The 21,012-nt window shown below is 45.6% G+C and carries 22 protein-coding genes; 10 read left to right on the top strand and 12 right to left on the bottom strand.

Going from position 1 to position 21,012, the window contains the following annotated elements:
• Positions 1–85: 85 nt before the first annotated feature.
• A complete protein-coding gene (gene fieF / locus VA249_RS13510) occupies positions 86–994 on the top strand; it encodes a CDF family cation-efflux transporter FieF (protein ID WP_221068268.1) in 909 nt (302 codons plus the stop codon).
• Positions 995–1,279: 285 nt separating this feature from the next.
• Positions 1,280–2,242, top strand: a complete 963-nt coding sequence (gene pfkA, locus VA249_RS13505) for a 6-phosphofructokinase (protein WP_128809937.1) — start codon at positions 1,280–1,282, stop codon at positions 2,240–2,242.
• A gap of 113 nt (positions 2,243–2,355) precedes the next feature.
• Here pfkA and VA249_RS13500 read toward each other — a convergent pair whose 3' ends face one another.
• Positions 2,356–3,735, bottom strand: a complete 1,380-nt coding sequence (locus VA249_RS13500) for an MATE family efflux transporter (protein ID WP_221068267.1) — start codon at positions 3,733–3,735, stop codon at positions 2,356–2,358.
• A gap of 228 nt (positions 3,736–3,963) precedes the next feature.
• Here VA249_RS13500 and VA249_RS13495 point away from each other — a divergent pair, with 228 nt between their 5' ends.
• From VA249_RS13495 to VA249_RS13485, 3 genes are all read left to right on the top strand, one after another.
• The gene (locus tag VA249_RS13495) at positions 3,964–4,254 is read left to right on the top strand and encodes a co-chaperone GroES (protein ID WP_069490608.1); all 291 of its coding nucleotides are present in this window, start codon (positions 3,964–3,966) and stop codon (positions 4,252–4,254) included.
• Between the two features lie 73 nt (positions 4,255–4,327).
• On the top strand, positions 4,328–5,971 hold the full coding sequence (gene groL / locus VA249_RS13490) for a chaperonin GroEL (protein ID WP_221068266.1): 1,644 nt from the start codon (positions 4,328–4,330) through the stop codon (positions 5,969–5,971).
• A gap of 447 nt (positions 5,972–6,418) precedes the next feature.
• Positions 6,419–6,982 (top strand): VC2662 family protein, encoded by a 564-nt coding sequence (locus VA249_RS13485; RefSeq protein ID WP_221068265.1) that lies wholly within the window; start codon positions 6,419–6,421, stop codon positions 6,980–6,982.
• 99 nt (positions 6,983–7,081) lie between these two features.
• Here VA249_RS13485 and VA249_RS13480 read toward each other — a convergent pair whose 3' ends face one another.
• Together VA249_RS13480 and epmB are read right to left on the bottom strand one after the other, a co-directional pair.
• Entirely contained in the window at positions 7,082–7,579 is a 498-nt protein-coding gene (locus VA249_RS13480; protein ID WP_221068264.1) for an MgtC/SapB family protein, read from the bottom strand.
• Between the two features lie 96 nt (positions 7,580–7,675).
• Positions 7,676–8,698 carry an EF-P beta-lysylation protein EpmB gene (gene epmB / locus VA249_RS13475; RefSeq protein WP_221068263.1) on the bottom strand — a complete coding sequence of 341 codons (1,023 nt, stop codon included), beginning with the start codon at positions 8,696–8,698 and terminating at the stop codon, positions 7,676–7,678.
• 32 nt (positions 8,699–8,730) lie between these two features.
• On the opposite strand from epmB, the gene efp reads away from it, so the two are divergent.
• Positions 8,731–9,297 carry an elongation factor P gene (gene efp / locus VA249_RS13470; RefSeq protein ID WP_128809943.1) on the top strand — a complete coding sequence of 189 codons (567 nt, stop codon included), beginning with the start codon at positions 8,731–8,733 and terminating at the stop codon, positions 9,295–9,297.
• Positions 9,298–9,415: 118 nt separating this feature from the next.
• On the opposite strand, the gene frdD is transcribed toward efp, so the two are convergent.
• Genes frdD through frdA form a run of 4 tightly spaced genes read right to left on the bottom strand, consistent with a single transcriptional unit; the run spans position 9,416 to position 12,770 of the window.
• Positions 9,416–9,793, bottom strand: coding sequence for a fumarate reductase subunit FrdD (frdD, locus tag VA249_RS13465; protein ID WP_211915809.1), 378 nt, complete (start codon positions 9,791–9,793; stop codon positions 9,416–9,418).
• 12 nt (positions 9,794–9,805) lie between these two features.
• Entirely contained in the window at positions 9,806–10,189 is a 384-nt protein-coding gene (gene frdC / locus VA249_RS13460; protein ID WP_128809945.1) for a fumarate reductase subunit FrdC, read from the bottom strand.
• A gap of 2 nt (positions 10,190–10,191) precedes the next feature.
• On the bottom strand, positions 10,192–10,950 hold the full coding sequence (locus VA249_RS13455; RefSeq protein ID WP_221068262.1) for a succinate dehydrogenase/fumarate reductase iron-sulfur subunit: 759 nt from the start codon (positions 10,948–10,950) through the stop codon (positions 10,192–10,194).
• Positions 10,950–12,770, bottom strand: a complete 1,821-nt coding sequence (frdA, locus tag VA249_RS13450; protein ID WP_221068261.1) for a fumarate reductase (quinol) flavoprotein subunit — start codon at positions 12,768–12,770, stop codon at positions 10,950–10,952. Before frdA ends, VA249_RS13455 begins: the two co-directional genes overlap by 1 nt.
• Positions 12,771–13,219: 449 nt before the next feature.
• On the opposite strand from frdA, the gene epmA reads away from it, so the two are divergent.
• The 4 genes from epmA to VA249_RS13430 all read left to right on the top strand — a co-directional run bounded on the left by epmA (position 13,220) and on the right by VA249_RS13430 (position 16,326).
• Positions 13,220–14,191, top strand: coding sequence for an elongation factor P--(R)-beta-lysine ligase (epmA, locus tag VA249_RS13445; RefSeq protein ID WP_221068260.1), 972 nt, complete (start codon positions 13,220–13,222; stop codon positions 14,189–14,191).
• 9 nt (positions 14,192–14,200) lie between these two features.
• Positions 14,201–14,575 (top strand): VanZ family protein, encoded by a 375-nt coding sequence (locus tag VA249_RS13440; RefSeq protein WP_128809949.1) that lies wholly within the window; start codon positions 14,201–14,203, stop codon positions 14,573–14,575.
• A gap of 21 nt (positions 14,576–14,596) precedes the next feature.
• Positions 14,597–15,232, top strand: a complete 636-nt coding sequence (locus tag VA249_RS13435; protein WP_221068259.1) for a TetR/AcrR family transcriptional regulator — start codon at positions 14,597–14,599, stop codon at positions 15,230–15,232.
• 137 nt (positions 15,233–15,369) lie between these two features.
• Positions 15,370–16,326, top strand: coding sequence for a DHH family phosphoesterase (locus VA249_RS13430; RefSeq protein WP_221068258.1), 957 nt, complete (start codon positions 15,370–15,372; stop codon positions 16,324–16,326).
• 127 nt (positions 16,327–16,453) lie between these two features.
• Here the strand turns inward: VA249_RS13430 and VA249_RS13425 are convergent, their stop codons facing one another.
• From VA249_RS13425 to VA249_RS13405, 5 genes are all read right to left on the bottom strand, one after another.
• Positions 16,454–17,602: a murein hydrolase activator EnvC family protein gene (locus VA249_RS13425; protein ID WP_221069956.1), complete on the bottom strand. Its 1,149-nt coding sequence runs from the start codon at positions 17,600–17,602 to the stop codon at positions 16,454–16,456.
• A 25-nt stretch (positions 17,603–17,627) separates the two neighbouring features.
• A complete protein-coding gene (gene cysE, locus VA249_RS13420) occupies positions 17,628–18,449 on the bottom strand; it encodes a serine O-acetyltransferase (RefSeq protein ID WP_128809952.1) in 822 nt (273 codons plus the stop codon).
• Between the two features lie 78 nt (positions 18,450–18,527).
• The gene (gene gpsA / locus VA249_RS13415; protein WP_128809953.1) at positions 18,528–19,565 is read right to left on the bottom strand and encodes an NAD(P)H-dependent glycerol-3-phosphate dehydrogenase; all 1,038 of its coding nucleotides are present in this window, start codon (positions 19,563–19,565) and stop codon (positions 18,528–18,530) included.
• A gap of 200 nt (positions 19,566–19,765) precedes the next feature.
• Positions 19,766–20,230 carry a protein-export chaperone SecB gene (gene secB / locus VA249_RS13410; protein ID WP_221068257.1) on the bottom strand — a complete coding sequence of 155 codons (465 nt, stop codon included), beginning with the start codon at positions 20,228–20,230 and terminating at the stop codon, positions 19,766–19,768.
• A gap of 201 nt (positions 20,231–20,431) precedes the next feature.
• The gene (locus VA249_RS13405) at positions 20,432–20,866 is read right to left on the bottom strand and encodes a rhodanese-like domain-containing protein (RefSeq protein ID WP_128809955.1); all 435 of its coding nucleotides are present in this window, start codon (positions 20,864–20,866) and stop codon (positions 20,432–20,434) included.
• Between the last annotated feature and the right edge of the window lie 146 nt (positions 20,867–21,012).

The raw sequence follows: 21,012 nt of genomic DNA, 5'->3' as shown, positions 1-21,012 counted from the left end.
TTGCCTTTTTTGATTGAGTGATTTCATACTCATTGCACGGCCGACAAGGTATACTTGATAAATGGTTTGAGTTAACTCTTTGATTATGAAACACGAATACGCACGCTTGGTCACGACAGCAGCTTGGACGGCAACCATTGTCGCGACGCTTCTTCTCATAGTAAAAGTCATCACGTGGTGGGTAACGGGGTCAGTAAGCTTATTAGCCTCTCTTATCGATTCCATGTTGGATATTGCCGCTTCCGTGGTGAACCTCATCGTGGTGCGTTATGCACTACAGCCTGCAGACAAAGAACACACTTTTGGTCACGGTAAAGCGGAATCGTTAGCCGCGTTGGCACAGGCGATGTTTATCTCTGGCTCTGCTGTTTTCCTAATCCTGAATGGTATTGAGCGATTTTTCCGTCCGCACGAACTGAATTCGCCTGAACTCGGGGTTTATGTTTCTCTCTTTGCCATCGTTGTCACTTTGGGATTAGTGATGTTCCAAAAACATGTGGTACGCAAGACCGGAAGTCAGGCGATTGCGGCGGACTCCCTGCATTATCAAACTGACTTATACATGAACGGTGCGATTATGGTGGCGCTGGGGCTGAGTTACTTTGGGGTGACACAAGCCGATGCGGTATTTGCCGTTGGGATTGGCGTTTTTATTCTGTATAGCGCGTTTAAAATGGTCAGCGAAGCAATTCAGACCTTGTTGGATAGAAAACTTCCTGATGAAGAGTTAGAGCAGATTCGCAAAGAGTGCCTAAAAGTGGATGGGGTGCTAGGGGTGCATCAACTGCGCACTCGAATGTCTGGGCCAACGCGTTTTATTCAATTGCACTTAGAATTGGATGATAACTTGCGTTTGATTGATGCCCACCAGATAGCGGATAAGGTGGAAGACAATGTGCTTTCTTTGTTCCCGGATGCAGACGTCTTAATTCATCAAGACCCACTATCGGTCGTTTTTGGCCCAGAGAGAGAGCAAAAGGCACAAGATTGGTAGAGGTCTAAAAATTACACGAAAGCTAGCGACAAATAAGCGTTGGTTGACTATCTTTCCATCACTACTTATTAAGAATCGTGATCCTGATGTGAATCAACGAAGTTGCTATAAGGAACTGTAATACTCTTACATAAGTAGAAAAGTTACATAAAAAAGTGTGTTTTCATTGGTATTCCTGTAGAGGAAATGTAACATAACGCACAGTTCTGGATTATGCAGGTTGCTTGGTAACAAGGGGCCTAGAAGAAAATTAAATAAATTGATTGCCAAAGATCGAGGGTGAGCATGATTAAGAAGATCGGTGTTTTAACAAGTGGCGGTGACGCACCTGGTATGAACGCTGCAATACGCGGCGTAGTTCGTACAGCACTATCTGAGGGATTGGAAGTTTACGGTGTTTATGATGGCTACCTAGGTCTTTATGAAGGTCGTATCGAACAGCTAGATCGTTCTAGTGTTTCTGATGTGATCAACAAAGGTGGTACATTCCTAGGCTCTGCACGTTTCCCTGAATTCAAGGAAGTAGCGGTACGCGAAAAAGCAATTGAGAACCTGAAAAAACACGGCATCGATGCACTTGTTGTTATCGGTGGTGATGGTTCTTACATGGGTGCTAAAAAACTGACTGAAATGGGTTACCCATGTATCGGTCTACCAGGCACAATCGACAACGATATCGCAGGTACAGATTACACCATCGGTTACCTAACCGCGCTAAACACCGTTATCGATGCAATCGACCGTCTACGCGACACGTCTTCTTCTCACCAACGTATTTCTATTGTAGAAATCATGGGTCGTCACTGTGGTGACTTAACTCTGATGTCTGCAATTGCAGGTGGCTGTGAGTACATCATCACTCCAGAAACTGGTCTAGATAAAGAGAAGCTAATCAGCAATATCCAAGATGGCATCTCTAAAGGTAAGAAACACGCAATCATCGCACTAACTGAGCTGATGATGGATGCAAACGAACTTGCGAAAGAAATTGAAGCGGGAACGGGTCGCGAAACTCGCGCAACGGTTCTTGGTCACATTCAACGTGGTGGTCGTCCAACAGCATTTGACCGTGTTCTAGCATCTCGCATGGGTAACTACGCGGTTCACCTACTAATGGAAGGTCATGGTGGCCGTTGTGTTGGTATCGTGAAAGAGCAACTTGTTCACCACGACATTATCGATGCAATCGAAAACATGAAGCGTCCAGTACGTAATGACCTATACCAAGTTGCTGAAGAGCTATTCTAAGCCAGCTTACTAAAGTAAAAGTCTAAAAAAACCGCGGTTATCCGCGGTTTTTTGTTATCTGAAACTTGTCTAAGCTTAAGTCAGTCTGAGATTGAGACTGACTTTATATGGAACTAAAAGCTCGAGTGCTCTGCTAATGTCATACGACGCTCGCGCAGGGCAAAGAGATACCCTAGCAACCCGCCTAGTGTGTTGCCCAGAGCAATGCCAATAAACAAACCTTCGATGCTATAAAGCTGACTGCCAATCCATGCCGCTGGCAACGTAAAGATGAACAAGCGCATAAAGCTCCATTGGAATGCGCGCAGCGGTTTGTGCATCGCGTTATAGCCACTGACTAACATCATCACAATCCCTTGGAAACCATAGCTAAATGGCACAACGAGCAAATAATGCCACAGCAGATCTTTTACCGTTGCTTCTTGTGAGAACAGCGCTGCAAGGGGAATGCTGAGTGGTACCATCATCAAGAAGATAAAGCCTTGGAACACGACAGCAAAACGCATGCTTAGGAACCAACCAGTAAAGGCTCGCTTAGGGTTTTTAGCCCCAAAGTTCTGCGCCATAAATGGCGTAAGAGCAGAGGTTAGAGACATCAAGACCAGAATTAAAATCGACTCAATACGTTGTGCTGCACCATAAGCGGCCACGGCAGCGGTTCCATGGCTTGATAACATCATCATTAGAATCGCCCCCGATAATGGGTTCATTGCATTAGAAAGTGCTGCAGGCGTGCCAATTTTCAACGTTTGTTGCCAATCTTGTTTTATGAACTGCCATTGAGGTGGAGCTAGCAGCTTTTCGCGTCTTATCAATACATAGAAAGAGCCAAACAACGCGCCAAGCCAACTGAATGCGCTGGCGATTGCTGCCCCTTGAATGCCTAGCTCAGGAAAAGGGCCATAACCAAAGATAAGCAATGGATCGAGTATGCCGTTGATAAGCCCAGCTAGCATCATGATTTTGGCCGGAGTTTTGGTATCGCCTGTGGCTCTAATGGCACTGTTACCTGCCATAGGAATGACGAGTAGAGGAATGGTCAGATACCAAACTTGCATGTACTGCTCAATCAGTGGGATGGAATCTTCTTTGGCACCTAATAAGCGGAATAAGGGTTCAATCGTGAAAAAGCCAAGTGATGAGGCGATAGTCACTAAAGTGATAGCAAGCAATAAGCCGTGAGTGGTAAAGCGTGCTGCTTGTGGGGCGTGGCCTTGTCCAAGCAGTCGACCGATATTGGTCGAAAGGCCCATACCAATCCCCATGGTGATGCAGTTCACCGCGAATGTCACTGGAAAGGTATAACTGATCGCAGCAAGCGCCTGAGTGCCGAGCAGTGAAATGAAAAAGGTATCCACCAAGTTGAACATCAAAATGGCGATCATGCCCATCGTCATAGGAATGGTCATTTTTCGCAAGGTGTCAGGAATGGGCGCGGTCAACAAACCATGCTTATCTTCAGCCTGATTGTCTGGCTTGTGTTTTTCCAGCATTTTCGACGTCTATCTGGTGAGGGAGTGGCAAGGATACAAGAAAGCCACAGGACGAGCGAGTGGGCATTTTGCACGCAAACCGTTGCTTAACTGTTCGTTCTTTTAACTAAGTCACAAAAAACTCTCCGTTTACCCTTGGGATCCTTGGTCTCGCCCCTTATATAGTGATCACGTGCCCCAAGCGGGTAATTATCAAATAAACATGAAAACTTTCAGGAGAGACGACCGATGAACATTCGTCCATTACATGACCGAGTTATCGTTGAACGTAAAGAAGTTGAATCTAAGTCAGCTGGTGGCATCGTTTTAACTGGCTCTGCTGCGGAAAAATCGACTCGCGGTGTTGTTTTAGCTGTAGGCAAAGGCCGCATCCTAGAAAACGGTACAGTGCTACCGCTAGATGTTAAGGTTGGTGATACAGTGATCTTCGCTGAAGGTTACGGTACTAAGACTGAGAAAATCGACGGTAAAGAAGTGCTGATCATGTCTGAAAACGACATCATGGCGATCGTTGAGTAATAGCAATCGTTGAGTAATTTTTTGCTCTGATTTAAAACGAAATCGAAAACAGAATTTAGAAAGGAAATCAAAGATGGCTGCTAAAGACGTTAAATTTGGTAATGACGCACGAGTTAAAATGCTAGAGGGTGTAAACATTCTAGCGGATGCAGTAAAAGTAACACTAGGCCCTAAAGGTCGTAACGTGGTTCTAGACCGCTCTTTTGGTGCTCCAACGATTACTAAAGATGGTGTATCAGTTGCACGTGAAATTGAACTGGAAGACAAATTCCAGAACATGGGTGCACAAATGGTTAAAGAAGTAGCGTCTAAAGCCAACGACGCTGCGGGTGACGGTACAACAACAGCAACAGTGCTGGCTCAATCTATCGTAAATGAAGGCCTTAAAGCGGTTGCTGCGGGTATGAACCCAATGGATCTTAAGCGCGGTATCGACAAAGCGGTTATCGCCGCGGTTGAGCAACTAAAAGAGCTATCTGTTGAGTGTAACGATACTAAAGCCATCGCACAGGTTGGTACGATCTCTGCAAACTCTGACGTAAGCGTTGGTAACATCATTGCTGAAGCAATGGAAAAAGTAGGCCGTGACGGTGTTATCACGGTTGAAGAAGGTCAAGCGCTACAAGATGAGCTAGACGTAGTTGAAGGTATGCAGTTTGACCGTGGTTACCTATCGCCTTACTTCATTAACAACCAAGAAGCCGGTTCTGTTGATTTAGAAAACCCATTCATTCTTCTAGTAGACAAGAAAATCTCGAACATCCGTGAGCTTCTTCCTGCACTAGAAGCAGTAGCGAAAGCATCTCGCCCACTACTGATCATCGCTGAAGATGTTGAAGGTGAAGCGCTAGCAACACTTGTTGTGAATAACATGCGTGGCATCGTGAAAGTGGCAGCAGTAAAAGCACCTGGTTTCGGTGACCGTCGTAAAGCAATGCTACAAGACATCGCTATCCTAACTGGCGGTATCGTGATTTCTGAAGAAGTGGGTCTAGAGCTAGAAAAAGTCGCTCTAGAAGATCTAGGTCAAGCGAAGCGCGTTGCGATCACCAAAGAAAACACCACTATCATCGATGGTATGGGTGAAGAAGCGATGATCCAAGGTCGTGTTACTCAAATCCGTCAACAGATTGAAGATGCAACGTCAGACTACGACAAAGAGAAACTACAAGAGCGCGTTGCTAAGCTAGCAGGTGGTGTTGCAGTGATCAAAGTTGGCGCGGCAACTGAAGTTGAAATGAAAGAGAAGAAAGACCGCGTAGAAGATGCACTACACGCAACTCGTGCAGCGGTTGAAGAGGGCGTTGTTGCTGGTGGTGGTGTGGCGCTAATTCGTGCGGCATCTAAGATTGTTGACCTACAAGGTGACAACGAAGAGCAAAACGTTGGTATCCGCGTTGCACTACGTGCAATGGAAGCACCAATCCGTCAAATCACGAAGAACGCAGGTGACGAAGAGTCAGTAGTAGCGAACAACGTGAAAGCGGGTGAGGGTTCTTACGGCTACAACGCAGCAACTGGCGAATACGGCGACATGCTAGAGATGGGTATCCTAGACCCAACTAAAGTAACGCGTTCTGCTCTACAATTCGCAGCATCAGTAGCGGGTCTAATGATCACGACTGAAGCAATGGTGACTGACCTACCACAAAAAGACGGCGGCATGCCTGACATGGGTGGTATGGGCGGTATGGGTGGTATGGGCGGCATGATGTAATTTGCTGCTTGTCTTGTCGCTTTAACCCCTTATAGCGGCATCGAAAGTGCTCATTTACATGCGTAAACTCCGCGCTTTCTCTTTGCTCTAAGGCGTTATAGTTTAAAGACAACCGACCAAACCAAACTATTAAGCCGAGGTGAATGCCTCGGTTTTTTTGTATTTGTTGTTTAGACATTTTTTTGTTGGCGTTTGCTATCTCACGGTGGTTAGGTATGAAAGAATTTTTACTGATTTGTGAGGAGGAAATGGCATTGATTTTGTGCCGTTTTGTCACGATTGTGGACAAGAATAGGATAAATGCTTTAAAAATCAGAGTTATGAATATATTTGTCTGCATGCAGAATCATAAAATATGACTTCACGCTAACATCTATTCGGTTAAAATAGCGCAGAATCTGAACACTACACTGTGTTGTAAATTATATACTTCCTCCGGAGATTAAAATGAAAAAGTTAATGACGTCACTGGCCGTTGCTGCCGTTATCGCTTCACCTCTTGCTCTTGCAGATAGCTCACCAGTGATGTTCTCTACTATCGACAATACTAACGCGCCGTCAAATTCTTCTGTTGGTGGTGTTCGTCTGTCTGTTCTTCACGGTCAAGTAAATGAAGTGAAAGGTGTCGACTTCTCTCTACTAGGTATGTCTGAAACAGACCGCACTACAGGTGTGAACTTTGGTCTGCTTTTTGGTGCATCTAAAGTAAACCAAGAAATGAAAGGTGTGTCGCTAGGTCTATTCAACTGGAACCAAGGCCAAACAACGGGTCTTAACTTAGGTGCGGTAAACGTGACTAACAACGTTGAAGGTCTAAACTGGAGTGCTGTGAACTACTCTGAAGGCTACACAATGGCAGATATCGGTCTGGCAAGTATCTCTAAAAAATCTAACTTCCAGCTAGGTTTCTTCAACATGACTGATCAAATTGACGGTGTTCAAATTGGTCTTCTAAACTGTGCAGACAACGGTTTCTTCAAGTGTTTCCCTATCGTGAACTTCGCTAAATAATCAGCGAACTTCACCAAAAGTTAAGTGACCTTCTTAGCTTAACGCCAGATACAAAAAGACCCCGGTATGATGCGGGGTCTTTTTTATCATTCGGATATTTTATTTTAGGATTCGTGTCGAAGTTTTGCGTTGTTGCATCTTTTGGTGAACACCACGACGCAGCGCTTTTATTCGGTTTTCCGCTCTGTCTACGCCGAGTAAAACGGTCAGTGCTAATACGGTGATAATAATGGATTGAGCTAGGTAGCCTAAACCGATCATTAATCCCAATCCGGCTAAGACCCATATAACGGCCGCAGAGGTAACACCGTGGATCTTGCCATCTTGCGTCATCATCACGCCAGCACCTAAGAAGCCAACACCCGTAATGATCTGACCGAGTACACGAGCTTGATCTAGCGTATTTGGCGACAAAGAGACGGCCATCGACATAAACAGATAAGTACCTGAGATAACTAATATAGCCGTACGAATACCAACGGGTTTACCGCGAGTCTGACGCTCAATGCCTATCATCAAACCATTGATGGCACAGCAAAGCAGCGCTGCCCAACTGAATGGGCCAAGATCGAGATAGTGTTCAAAAGTTGCTTGCATCTTAACCTCCAAATTTGCGGAGTATGCATAGAGAAGACCGTTCGATCGAACAAAAGCTTTTGCTCGTAACGATAATATAATTATACGGCTAGCAACTTACTCTAGATGCAGATCCAGTGGGGTTTTGCTTGGGCGACCGCCAATTTCGCGGGTTAGCTTAGGCACCAAGTAACCAGAAACTCGCGTGATCACGCCGCGCATGATTGCTTTGGCTTCTTCATCGGAAACAAAGTAGTGAGCTGCACCTTGGACTTTATCTAAAACGTGTAAGTAGTAAGGCAAAATACCTGCATCAAACAAGGCTTCGTTTAGTGCTACTTGTGCCTCAATGCTGTTGTTAACGTCTTTAAGCAGAACACCTTGGTTTAGCAGAGTGACACCCGCTTGCTTTAGCTTCGCCATTTGAGCAGCAAATTCAGCGTTAATTTCGTTAGCATGGTTGATATGCGTCACCAAGACAATTTGCAGACGAGAAGTTCGAAGTAGGTGACATAGCTCATCAGTAATACGAGCTGGGATTACGACAGGTAAACGGCTGTGAATACGCAGGCGTTTGATATGTGGGATTTGTGCTATGTGCTCCAAAAGCCAGTGGATCTCATCGTCTTTTGCCATCAAAGGGTCGCCACCAGAGAAGATTACTTCATTTAGTTCTGGTTGCTGTGCCATGTACTCTAAGCACTTTGTCCATGCTTGCTTACCGCTTTTGTTTTCTTGGTAAGGGAAGTGGCGACGGAAGCAATAACGGCAATTTACTGCGCAACCACCCTTTATGATCATTAGGGCACGGTTGCGGTATTTGTGCAGTAATCCCGGAACCTCGTTATCTTGTTCTTCCAGCGGATCATTGGAGTAACCCTCATGGACCTCAAACTCTTCGCTCAAAGGTAATACTTGGCGTAAAAGTGGATCGTAAGGATTGCCTTTTTCCATTCTATCGACAAAACTTTGCGGTACACGCTGTGCAAACAGCTTACGCGCAGCAAACCCGTCCTGCCACGGCGATGGATTTATTTCCAACATTTCCAGCAATTTTGCAGGATCAGAGATCCCATTCGCTAACTGTTTGAGCCAGTTTTGCTCAACAGATTCGACTTTTCGGGTTATTATGTGCGGCATTGAATTTAGCTCTAAGAATGTAAGAGGACAAAATGGCTACAGTTAGCACCAATGAATTTAAAGGCGGCCTTAAGTTAATGCTTGATAACGAGCCTTGTGTAATTCTGGAAAACGAATACGTTAAACCAGGTAAAGGCCAAGCGTTCAACCGCGTTAAAATTCGTAAACTTCTTTCTGGTAAAGTGCTAGAGAAAACATTTAAGTCTGGTGACACTTGTGAAGTGGCAGACGTAATGGATATCGACCTAGATTATCTATATTCAGACGGCGAATTCTACCACTTTATGAACAACGAGACGTTCGAACAGATCGCTGCAGACGCAAAAGCTGTAGGTGAGAACGCTAAGTGGTTGGTAGAAAACAACACTTGTATGATCACGCTTTGGAACGGTAACCCAATTACTGTTACACCACCAAACTTTGTTGAACTAGAAGTTACTGATACAGACCCAGGTCTAAAAGGTGACACTCAAGGTACAGGTGGTAAGCCTGCAACACTATCAACAGGTGCTGTTGTACGTGTTCCACTATTCATCTCTATCGGTGAAGTGATCAAAGTAGATACTCGTAGCGCTGAATACGTAGGTCGTGTGAAGTAATTTGTAGCTTCTCATAGAAAGGTCGCTTTGGCGGCCTTTTTTATTGCGTTGTAATTATTCTATTACTGAAACAAAAAAAGCTGGCGTGTTGCCAGCTTTTTACATTTAGGTCAGTATCTTAAATCATGAAGATAAAGATCACAGCGAGTGCAGAAATCAGACCTGCAAACGCGTAACATGCGATTTTACCAACCACACCTGTGTGGAATTTAAGATCGTGCATGCCATGGTGTAGGCGGTGCATTGCATGCCACATTGGCAATGCTAGCGTACCAATGATGAACAGTGCGCCAATGATGCTGGTTGCGAATTCAGACACGCGCTCATAGCTCATTGCTTCTGCATCAATTACGCCGAGTGGCACTAGGATCCCCAGTACCAGTACTGTGATTGGCGTAATCATTGCAAACCAAGTACCACCGGCACCAAATAGACCCCACCAGATTGGCTCATCAGAACGTTTCGGCGCTGTATTAACACTATAATTCGGTTTCATTACTCAAGCTCCTTACACCACGATGAGAACGATCAGTGAGATGAACGCTACTGCTGCCCACTGAGTCAGAACGATGATTTTCTTGTCCACTGGTTTGCCTTTCAGACGAATTGGCATAACCTGTGGCATCATGCTGAAGAAAGTTTGTGCATGGAATAGGCTACCTAGCAGTGCAACGATGTTGATCGCTACCACGATAGGGTTTGCCATGAATTCCAACCAACCTTGCCAAGCTTCAGGACCTTTTACTAGTGAACCTAGACCGAAAGTCAGGAAAATAGTGAATAGGATCAAAGGAAGCACTGTCGCTTCACGTAGCATGTAGAAGCGGTAGAAAGGATGATCTTTCCACCAAGTGCGTTTTACTTCACGAACGTAAGGTTTACGGTTGCTCATCCTTATGCCTCCACTTTTTTCGGTGAACCATCAGGTTTCAACATAGCAATCACGAAGTCCATTGAAGACTCCACTTTGCCTTGGTTTACTGCCGCTGCAGGATCGACGCTCTTCGGACAAACTTCAGAACAGTAACCTACGAACGTACAACCCCAAGCGCCGTTTTCACCGTTGATCAGCTTCATGCGCTCATCTTTACCGTTGTCGCGGCTATCTAGGTTGTAGCGGTGTGCCAGAGTCAGAGCAGCAGGACCGATGAACTCAGGGTTCAAACCGAACTGAGGACATGCTGCGTAGCACAGACCACAGTTGATACAGCCAGCAAACTGCTTGTATTTCGCCATTTGCTCTGGCGTTTGTAGGTTTGTACCGTCTTCTGGCTTACGATCATTACCAATGATGTAAGGTTTGATGGCTTCTAGGCGCTCGATGAACGGCGTCATATCAACGATCAAATCTTTCTCGATTGGGAAGTTCGCGAGTGGCTCGATAGTCACGCCATTTGGGTAGTCACGTAGGAAGCTCTTACATGCTAGCTTAGGTACGTTGTTTACCATGATGCCGCAAGAACCACAGATCGCCATACGGCAAGACCAGCGGTAAGACAGGTTTTTATCTAAGTGGTCCTTGATGTAGCCTAGCGCATCAAGCACAGACATGGTTTCATCAAATGGCACTTCGAATGTTTGGGTGTATGGTTCTGCGTCTTTTTCTGGGTCGTAACGCAGAACGTTCACTTTTTGAATGCGGTTTGCTGACATTATGCTTGCTCCTCTGCGTTCTTCGCTTCTGCTTCAGCGGCTTTTTCTGCTGCTGCCGCTTTCTCTGCCGCTTCACCGTATAGACGTGCTTTTGGCTGAGACTTGGTGATCTTCACGCCGCTGTAGTCGATAGTTGGTGCTGCGTCTTCTTGGAAGAAAGCAAGTGAGTGCTTCAAGAAGTTCTCATCGTCACGCTCTGTACAGCCGTCATCTAGACGCTGGTGTGCACCACGAGATTCTTTACGTAGGATTGCAGAGTGGACCATTGCTTCTGCAACTTCTAGGCCGTAGCCCACTTCAATTGCGTATAGAAGGTCAGTGTTGAATACTTTGCCTTTATCTTTGATGCTGATCTTTTTGTAACGAGCTTTAAGTTCCGTGATCTTATCAATCGTTGCTTGCATCAAATCTTCTTGACGGTATATACCACAGCCCGCTTCCATGGTGTGACCCATTTCAGTGCGGATATCCGCCCAGTTTTCGTCGCCATCTTGGTTCATTAGTGCTTCGATGCGAGCTTCAACCGCTTTCACTTGAGCTGCGATAGCTTCTTCGTTCCAGCCTTTGAATTCCGCTGCGCGTTTCACTGCTTGTTCACCCGCAACGCGGCCAAATACGACGAATTCTGCTAGTGAGTTAGAACCTAGACGGTTTGCACCGTGAAGACCCACAGATGCACACTCACCAACCGCAAATAGGCCTTTAATGCGAGTCTCACATTCGCCGTTGGTTTCAATACCACCCATGGTGTAGTGAACCGTTGGACGAATTGGAATTGGCTCTTTTGCTGGGTCAACGTTCACGTAAGCTTTCGCTAGCTCACAGATGAACGGTAGACGCTCTTGTAAATACTCTTCACCAAGGTGACGAAGGTCTAGGTGCACCACATCACCAAGAGGGTGTTTGATGGTGTTGCCTTTCTGCTGTTCATGCCAGAAAGCTTGAGAAACTTTGTCTCGTGGACCCAGTTCCATGTATTTGTTTTTCGGCTCGCCCACTGGAGTTTCAGGACCCATGCCGTAGTCTTGTAGGTAACGGTAACCGTTTTTGTTAACGATGATACCACCCTCACCACGACAGCCTTCTGTCATTAGGATACCTGTACCTGGTAGACCTGTTGGGTGGTATTGAACGAATTCCATATCACGTAGAGGAACGCCGTGGCGGTAAGCCATCGCCATGCCGTCGCCCGTTACGATGCCGCCGTTAGTGTTACAGTGGTATACACGACCAGCACCACCTGTCGCTAAAACAACAGACTTCGCTTTAATCGTAACTAGCTCGCCCTCTGACATGTGGATTGCAATCAGACCTTGCACTTCACCGTCATCAACAAGCAAGTCAACAACAAAGTACTCATCGAAACGTTTGATGTTGTCGTACTTCATCGATGTCTGGAATAGCGTGTGAAGCATGTGGAAGCCAGTTTTATCGGCAGCGAACCAAGTACGTTCAACTTTCATACCACCAAAGCGGCGCACGTTGACTTCACCGTTCTCTTTACGACTCCATGGGCAACCCCATTGTTCCATCTGGATCATTTCGCGAGTCGCGTTCTCTACAAAGTACTCAACAACGTCCTGTTCACATAGCCAGTCACCACCGCCAACAGTATCGTTGAAGTGATTATCTAAGCTATCTTCATCCTTGATAACTGCTGCTGAGCCCCCTTCTGCCGCTACCGTGTGGGAACGCATTGGGTAAACTTTCGAAATAAGTGCTACTTCTAAGTCAGGGTTAGCTTCAGCCGCTGCAATAGCAGTACGAAGACCAGCGCCGCCAGCGCCGATGACTGCGATATCTGTGGTGATAATTTGCACAGTTATCCTCCAGTGTGTGATTGCGGAAATCCGCTTGTTATTGTGAGTGTGGGGGAGGGTGTTTTAGGTAATCCCCCTAAAGTAGTAAGGTTAGTGTAGGGTAGGCGTGTGGCAGAAAAATTGATGTATTTGGGTTTTTTCTCCGGTAATGCACACGGGAGCATAGAAATTCTAGGTTATGTGACTGCTATCACGGCACGAAACGTTTGAGGTACAAACGTAAAGCTCATCAATGTTACGCGACTGTTGCCTAACATTACCCTCATTGATAATAGGCTTAATTGTGGTGATTTAATGTACTGTAGAACGTAGAATGCTTGCTTCAAATTTAATCGATTTTTATTCGTATTTAGTTTGAGAAAATTGAGTCGATTCCCCCCTCGCTGAGCTAGGCAAACCATGCCAAAATTGCTATTTTTCCTGCTCACTAACCTTTTAAGAGTTTTGTTATGCAAACGAACTGGCAACCTACTGCTTCTATGGAGCAACTTCGTCAACGCGCGGCTTTGATTAGCGCAATTCGTCAATTCTTTGCCGAGCGACAGGTGATGGAAGTTGACACGCCAGCCATGAGTCACGCTACGGTGACTGACATTCATTTGCATACTTTCCAGACTGAGTTTGTGGGGCCGGGTTATGCTGATGGTAGCAAGCTGTTCTTTATGACCAGTCCCGAATTTCACATGAAGCGCTTGCTAGCTGCAGGCAGCGGCTGTATTTACCAAATTAACAAAGCTTTCCGTAATGAAGAGAATGGCCGCTACCATAATCCTGAATTCACTATGTTGGAGTGGTACCGCATTGGGTTTGATCACCATAAGCTGATGGACGAAATGGATGACCTGCTTCAATTGGTACTGAAATGTGGCGCGGCGGATCGTATGACTTACCAGCAAGCTTTTATTGATGTGCTAGGCGTGTGCCCACTAGAGGGCTCAATGCAAGAGCTAAAAGTGGTCGCGGCTAAGCTAGGGCTGAGTGACATTGCAGAGCCAGAACAAGATCGCGATACCTTGCTGCAATTGCTGTTCAGTATTGGTGTGGAAGCAAAGATTGGTCAGCAAGTACCTGCATTTGTTTATGACTTTCCTGCATCGCAAGCGGCACTGGCGAAGATTAATCCACAAGACCACCGTGTCGCGGATCGCTTTGAGGTGTACTTCAAAGGCATTGAACTGGCAAACGGCTTCCATGAGTTGGATAACCCGAAAGAACAATTGGCTCGTTTCGAACAAGATAATGCCAAGCGTTTGGAAATGGGGATAAAACCACAACCGATTGATTACCACTTGATTGGTGCATTAGAAGCGGGCCTACCAGATTGTGCCGGCGTCGCATTAGGTATTGATCGTCTGATTATGTTGGCACTGGGTTGTGACCATATTGACCAAGTCACCGCATTCCCATTTCCAATTGCTTAAGGATTGACGATGAACCTTGCCGCTGCTCGTTTTATTTTGTTTAGCTATGCTGCTTTGATTGCTTACCTCTCCTTGAGTTCTGGGGATTTACAGAATTGGGGAGACGTTGCCTATCTAGATAAGATGCAACATGCGATGGCATACAGTGGTTTTGCCTTTTTAGGTAGCTTTTGTGTGTTGCAGTGGCGGCAGCGTTACTATGCAGCGATGGTGATTTTGTCTTTTAGTGCCGTGATTGAAGTGTTGCAAGGTTATGTTGGTCGACAGACGTCTTGGCATGACCTTATAGCGAATACCATGGGCATTTTAACTGGTCTGCTATGTTACCGTATTTGGACCCTCTATCGATCTAGATGGGTGAAGTCGTTATACTCGATCAGATAGTCAAGAGGGAATACGATAAAGATGAAAACGCGCGACAGAATCGTCTATGCAGCACTGGACTTGTTCAACCAACATGGTGAGCGAAATATTACGACTAATCACATAGCCGATCACATTGAAATTAGCCCAGGTAATTTGTACTACCACTTCCGCAATAAACAAGAAATCGTGCGTGAGATTTTTGCGCTTTACTCTGCAGAGTTATTAGAGCGTTTTACTCCGATTCAAGGCTCTCAAGAAAGCCTGACCATGTTAAAAAGCTATCTTGATTCTATCTTTACCTTGATGTGGAAATATCGTTTCTTCTACGCCAACTTACCGGAAATTTTGTCGAGAGACGAACAGTTGCACGATGAATACATCGATGTTCAAGACAAGCTACAGGCTAACTTGATTGCGATTGTGCAAGAGTTTGTTTCTCTGAAGTTGCTGCATATTGACGATACTCAGTTGAAGTCTCTGGTTTGTACCTTACATTTAATCGCATGCAGTTGGTTGGCGTATCAATCAGCCATGTCTCCAAAAACTGACATCACAGAGCAAATGGTTAAGCAAGGCATGTTGCAAATGCTGAATGTTGTTAAGCCCGTTGCCACAGAACAAGGTTTGGAGCAGCTGCAACTGTTAGAAGAAGCACTGAGCACTCTTCATTGTTGATGTGCATAGTGAATCTGGTTAGACCTGTTGATTTTTTTTTTGAGCTGAGCTCTCATTTCTCTTCACCTCGTAAGTTGACTTGCTCGGCTCTCTGAGCACAATAAAGTATGAATTATCGGTAAGGGAACTATCGTTTAATGAACTACGATGTCTTTAATGGTGATGCTGATGGCATCATTGCTTTGCTTCAATGGCGTTTTGCTGATCCTCTGGAAACACAGTTAGTGACTGGCGTTAAGCGCGATATTAAGCTCGTCGAACAAGTGGAAGTGCAAGCTGGCGATGAGCTTGCTATTTTCGATGTGTCGATGGAAAAAAACATGAGCGCTCTGGAACAAGCTCTGGCTCAAGGTGCTCACGTTTTCTATGCGGATCACCACCGTTCCGGCACTATCCCATCGCATGGTAATCTTGATGCACACATTGATCTTGATGCGAATACTTGTACGGCTTTGATTGTCGATAAGTTGTTGAAAGGGCGTTTTCATACATGGGCGATCACGGCCGCTTATGGAGATAACTTGATTGCTAAAGCGGATGAGTTAGCGGATAAAGCAGGCCTAGATGCAGGGCAGAAAGCGCAGCTAAAAGAACTCGGTACATTGATTAACTACAATGGCTATGGCTCAAAAGTTGATGATCTTCATTTCCATCCTGCAGACTTGTACCAAGCCTTAAAGCAATACGTCTCACCATTCGATGCAATCGCAGACAATGCATCGCCATATTACCAATTGCAGTCCGCTTATCAGCAAGATATGAATGCAGCTCAAGCAGTACCAGCCGTTCATGAAAGTTCAAAACTCAAGCTTTTTGTATTGCCAAACAATGCCGCATCACGTCGAATTAGCGGTGTCTATGGCAATTGGCTTGCAAACCAAAATCCAGATTCAGCTCATGCCGTATTAACCGAAAATGCAGACGGTACTTATACCGTTTCACTCCGCGCACCACTCAGCAACAAACAAGGAGCAGTGGCAGTTTGTGGTCAGTTCTCCACGGGCGGCGGCCGAGAAGCAGCAGCAGGCATTAATGAATTAAGTAAGGATGATTTGGCGGCCTTTATTGATGCGGTAGAGACGTACTACGCATAGGGTTTCTTGAATGTAGGGGTTTCTTTAATGCGAACGCAACGAAGGCGCTGGTTGGCTCCTTCGTTTCTTGTGGTTCGACGTTTTTTTGTAAAGGCGGTTGGTTTAGAGCAGGAATTACAAACGGCAGCTATAAACGCTTTAACCAAGATTTCGGGTTTTGCGCTTCACTGTTGCGACGAATTTCAAAGTACAGTGATGGTCTGTCTTGACCACCGGTATCACCCGCAAGGGCAATGACTTCACCGGCGGTTACTCTATCGCCTTCTTTTTTCGTTAACGCTTGGTTGTAGCCGTATAACGTCATATCGCCTTTGCCATGATCGAGTAGCACGACCAAGCCATAACCACGTAGGTATTCAGCAAACACCACCGTACCAGGGTAAACTGCTTTGACTTGCTGACCATAGTTGGCAGAGAGCACCATGCCTTTCCAGTTTACTTGGCCAGTTTGTTTGGTACCAAAGTTATGCAATACACGGCCTTTTATTGGCCATGGCAGTTTGCCACGTTGCTTTGCGATACCGTCCATAGGTACAGCGTTACGTTTCGCAGCTTTCGCTATTTCTGCTTTTAGACGAGTTTCATTGCGCTGAAGCTCTGCAAGATAGCGTTTGTCGTCTGTGATGCTTTTTTGAATCTTGCTCAACGTACCTTTACGTTGCGATTGTGTGCTTGCCAAAGACGAACGTTTTTCCGATTGCTGTTTCAGCAAGCTTTCAATCTGTTCTTTTTCTAATTCAAGTTGGTTTTTATTGTGTGCCAACTCTTGAGTGGTTTTAGTAATGGCATCAATAACCTCCGCACGTGCTTTCGCTAAGTGTTGGAAATATTGACTGATGCGATCCTCTTCAACCCCTTCATTGAGCAGATGTCCATTGGCTTTGGCGCGTTCTGTCACGTAGTAGGTTTGAATGAGCTGTTTTAGCTCTTCCTCTTGCGCTTGGCGCTGGCCTTCTTGCAGTGCAATTTTCTCTTCCAACTTATTAATGTTCTGATCGGCTTGCGCTAATTCTGCCTTAGTTTGCTTAATTTCTCTTTCTAGTTTCGAGATACCAAGCTCTTGGTCTTTAAGCGACTTTTGCAGATCGTTAAGTTGTTTTTCTTGAGAAGTGAGCGATTTACGCTGACGGCTGATTTCGCTAGAAACCCCTTTTAACTCTTGCTGACTGGCAGCAGAAGAGGTGAGGGGATAAGTGGCAGATAAAACACAAGTTAATAAAATAGCCGAGCGTAGCACGGAGTGATTTTGTTTTCGCACTTGAGAGTTTCCTACCACGTATGTATCAAATAAGAAGAAATGACTAAATGCCATCACCATGGATAAAGCTTTGTGATTTACCATTAAAGCCTTGATCCATGTCGAGAGATGGTTTGTCTGTTTTTGGGCGACCAACGATTTTTGCAGGTACACCTGCGACTGTCGTATGCGGAGGTACCGCTTGTAGCACCACAGAACAAGAGCCAATTTTCGCGCCTTCACCGACTTCGATGTTGCCGAGGATCTTTGCTCCAGCGCCAATCATTACGCCTTCACGAATCTTAGGGTGACGGTCGCCACCCTCTTTACCTGTACCGCCTAAGGTCACATCTTGCAAAATAGAAACGTCGTTTTCAACCACGGCAGTTTCACCGATCACGATGCCGGTTGCGTGGTCTAACATGATGCCACTACCGATACGTGCGGCAGGGTGAATGTCGACCTGACACGCGACGGATATTTGATTCTGCAAGTACGTTGCTAGGGCATGACGGCCTTGTTTCCACAACCAGTTTGCCACGCGGTAACCTTGAAGAGCGTGATAGCCTTTTAGATACAGTAGTGGCATTGAGTACATTGAAACCGCTGGGTCGCGATTGACCGTGGCACAAATATCGCACGCGGCAAAATCCGTGATGTTAGGATCCGCCGCAAAGGCTTCCTCAACCACTTCACGCACCGCCATTGCAGGCATGGATGCGGTGTTTAATTTGTTTGCCAGAATGTAGCTCAGCGCGGCACATAAGCTTTCATGCTTGATGATCGTCGCATGATAAAAGCTTGCCAACATCGGCTCTTGCTCTGACATTTCACGGGCTTCTGAAACAATTTTGTTCCAGACTTTTTGTTTTTCGCAGTGTTTCATTCTCAATATCCTGAGTGGTTCTTCCGTGACCCGACAACGTTTAATCTTCTCAGATGAGGTTCAAAAGGCGTTAGAGTGCTACTTCCCTTCCGCTTTTTTGTCACGAGCAAGTAAATCTTGCGCTGCCAGGTGTGCATCTTTCCCTTGATACAGTACTTGATAAATTTGGTCAACTATTGGCATTTCAACGCCCATTCGTTGAGAAAGCATCCAAACTTCTTTGGTGTTGCGGTAACCCTCTACAACCTGACCGATCTCTTCTTGTGCCGTATCGACATCTTTCCCTTGACCGAGTGCCAAACCAAAACGGCGGTTACGTGATTGGTTATCGGTACAAGTTAGAACAAGATCGCCAAGGCCGGCCATGCCCATAAAGGTTTCTGGTTGTGCACCAAGCGCAGCGCCTAGACGGCACATTTCAGCAAGGCCACGAGTAATCAGTGCAGTACGTGCATTGGCACCAAAACCAATACCGTCAGACATGCCAGCGCCAATAGCGATGACGTTTTTCACCGCGCCGCCAAGTTGCATGCCAATGAAATCGTTGTTTGCGTAGACACGGAAAGTTTTGCTGCAGTGGATTTTTTCTTGCAGATCAGCGACGAACTCCGCATCAGGAGAAGCGACAGAAATCGCGGTTGGCATGCCCATAGCGAGTTCTTTGGCAAACGTAGGGCCAGATAGCACTGCTAATGAGTAGCTGTCGCCAATAATATCGAAAGCGACTTCTTTGAGTAGGCGTCCGGTTTCTGGCTCAAGGCCTTTGGTTGCCCAACAGATGCGAGAATCTTCGCGCAAGAAAGGTTTGCAGCTGTTCAGTACAATACCGAAAACATGGCTCGGAACGACAACTAACAAGTCACGGCTTGCTTGAACGGCTTTTTCTAAATCTGATTCAATGATCAAGCTCTCTGGAAAATCAATCCCAGGTAGGAATTCATGGTTAGCACGGTCTGCTTCTAGGCGTGCCATGTGCTCTGGCTCATGTCCCCAAAGGATGACGTTCGCGCCGTTACGAGCAAGCGAGATTGCTAAAGAAGTACCGTATGATCCTGCGCCAATCACCGTCATTGCGATGTCTTTACCGTAAGCATTGTTGGTATTTGCGTGTGTCATGCTACCGCCTAATTGTCTTTCTACTAGTAGAATCTAGTTCATAATCGCCAGATTTTACGATCTCTAGGGATTAGGAACTAGGATCTTTCAGAAATAAAAAATGCACATCGCATCGCTAATTGGACGCTTTGTGCATTTTTTCAAGTATAGGACGTGAATTCATTCATTTGGAATGCAACACGTCACTTACAAAGCGTGAATTACGCTTCAGCTTCGCCTTGTTGAGTTTGCTGTTGTAGGTAGTTCATGAATAGCGCGTCGAAGTTAACTGGCGCTAGGTTCAGTTGAGGGAACGTACCTTTTACCACTAAGCTTGAGATAGTTTCACGAGCGTATGGGAATAGGATGTTAGGGCAGAATGCGCCTAGGCAATGTGCTAGTTGGCCTGCTTCCATTTGCTCAGCAGTGAAGATACCACCTTGTTGAACTTCACATAGGAACGCGGTTTCTTCTTCGTTCTTTACAGTAACGGTTAGACGTAGGATAACTTCGTAAACACCCTCGCCAAGTTCACGGCTTTGAGTATCTAGGTCTAGTTTAACGTCAGGGTTCCACTCTTTTTGGAACATTACTGGTGAGTTAGGCGCTTCGAAAGAAACGTCTTTTAGGAAGATGCGTTGAATTGCGAAGTTTTGTTGTGCTGCTTGTGGTGCTGCTTCAGCCATTTTTAAATCCTTAATAAAAATTTGTTAGGTCTAGAACCTCTAAACCTCGAAATATGTTTTGTCCTGAGACTAACTGAGCAAATTTGCCTTGACTAGGTGAAGCGTTCATTACGTGCAAAGCATCACAACTTAACGCGTCAACTGCTTTCAATTTGCTCAGTTTATAAAAACGAGGCTGGTAAAATTGTTTTCACCGCGACCTTATTTCTTACCACGTACGAGTGGAAGGTTCGCTTCGTTCCACGCAATCAAACCGTTTTTCAGTAGGCTTACATTTTCAAAGCCCGCTTTTGCTAGTAGGTTTGCGCTTTCTTGAGCGGTTTGGCCCGTTTTGCATACCACAATGATTGGGTTTGATTTTTGGTTTTCAAGGCTACCAAAGTTACCCGCTTTGATATCTGATGGCAAAATGTGAACTGCGTCGGTGATATGACCTTTTTTGAATTCATCTTTCGCGCGGATATCCACCACAATACCGTTTTCACGGTTCATAAGATGAGTCAGTTGGTTAACGTTGATTTCTTTGTATGCTGAGGTCGCTGATTTCACGATACTCATGATGAAAGCGACAAGAAGACCTACCCATACTAAGGATAGAATCATGTTCTGTTGGAAAAATTCAATGTACTCTTGCATGTCCTGAGCTCTTACACTGTTGGCGGAAAAATAAAGCAGGAGTATAGCGAGGTTAATCGTCTTAGGCGAGAGGGTTAAAATTTTCTAACCTATAATTGAGATCTCATCGCTTGCGTTAAGGCTCTTTTGGAGTGGTTATTCCTGCA

Source organism: Vibrio alfacsensis, from assembly GCF_019670485.1.
Taxonomy (GTDB): Bacteria; Pseudomonadota; Gammaproteobacteria; order Enterobacterales; family Vibrionaceae; genus Vibrio; species Vibrio alfacsensis.
Note: the sequence above shows the minus strand (reverse complement) of the source record. Positions and strands in the feature narration are given on the sequence as shown.

Coding starts and splice junctions, on each gene's coding strand:
- efp (WP_128809943.1), top strand. CDS start 8,731: ATGGCTACAGTTAGCACCAATGAATTTAAAGGCGGCCTTAAGTTAATG.
- VA249_RS13495 (WP_069490608.1), top strand. CDS start 3,964: ATGAACATTCGTCCATTACATGACCGAGTTATCGTTGAACGTAAAGAA.
- VA249_RS13455 (WP_221068262.1), bottom strand. CDS start 10,950: ATGTCAGCAAACCGCATTCAAAAAGTGAACGTTCTGCGTTACGACCCA.
- VA249_RS13440 (WP_128809949.1), top strand. CDS start 14,201: ATGAACCTTGCCGCTGCTCGTTTTATTTTGTTTAGCTATGCTGCTTTG.
- VA249_RS13430 (WP_221068258.1), top strand. CDS start 15,370: ATGAACTACGATGTCTTTAATGGTGATGCTGATGGCATCATTGCTTTG.
- VA249_RS13485 (WP_221068265.1), top strand. CDS start 6,419: ATGAAAAAGTTAATGACGTCACTGGCCGTTGCTGCCGTTATCGCTTCA.
- frdC (WP_128809945.1), bottom strand. CDS start 10,189: ATGAGCAACCGTAAACCTTACGTTCGTGAAGTAAAACGCACTTGGTGG.
- epmB (WP_221068263.1), bottom strand. CDS start 8,698: ATGCCGCACATAATAACCCGAAAAGTCGAATCTGTTGAGCAAAACTGG.
- epmA (WP_221068260.1), top strand. CDS start 13,220: ATGCAAACGAACTGGCAACCTACTGCTTCTATGGAGCAACTTCGTCAA.
- VA249_RS13480 (WP_221068264.1), bottom strand. CDS start 7,579: ATGCAAGCAACTTTTGAACACTATCTCGATCTTGGCCCATTCAGTTGG.
- gpsA (WP_128809953.1), bottom strand. CDS start 19,565: ATGACACACGCAAATACCAACAATGCTTACGGTAAAGACATCGCAATG.
- fieF (WP_221068268.1), top strand. CDS start 86: ATGAAACACGAATACGCACGCTTGGTCACGACAGCAGCTTGGACGGCA.
- VA249_RS13405 (WP_128809955.1), bottom strand. CDS start 20,866: ATGCAAGAGTACATTGAATTTTTCCAACAGAACATGATTCTATCCTTA.
- cysE (WP_128809952.1), bottom strand. CDS start 18,449: ATGAAACACTGCGAAAAACAAAAAGTCTGGAACAAAATTGTTTCAGAA.
- pfkA (WP_128809937.1), top strand. CDS start 1,280: ATGATTAAGAAGATCGGTGTTTTAACAAGTGGCGGTGACGCACCTGGT.
- frdD (WP_211915809.1), bottom strand. CDS start 9,793: ATGAAACCGAATTATAGTGTTAATACAGCGCCGAAACGTTCTGATGAG.
- groL (WP_221068266.1), top strand. CDS start 4,328: ATGGCTGCTAAAGACGTTAAATTTGGTAATGACGCACGAGTTAAAATG.
- VA249_RS13500 (WP_221068267.1), bottom strand. CDS start 3,735: ATGCTGGAAAAACACAAGCCAGACAATCAGGCTGAAGATAAGCATGGT.
- VA249_RS13435 (WP_221068259.1), top strand. CDS start 14,597: ATGAAAACGCGCGACAGAATCGTCTATGCAGCACTGGACTTGTTCAAC.
- secB (WP_221068257.1), bottom strand. CDS start 20,230: ATGGCTGAAGCAGCACCACAAGCAGCACAACAAAACTTCGCAATTCAA.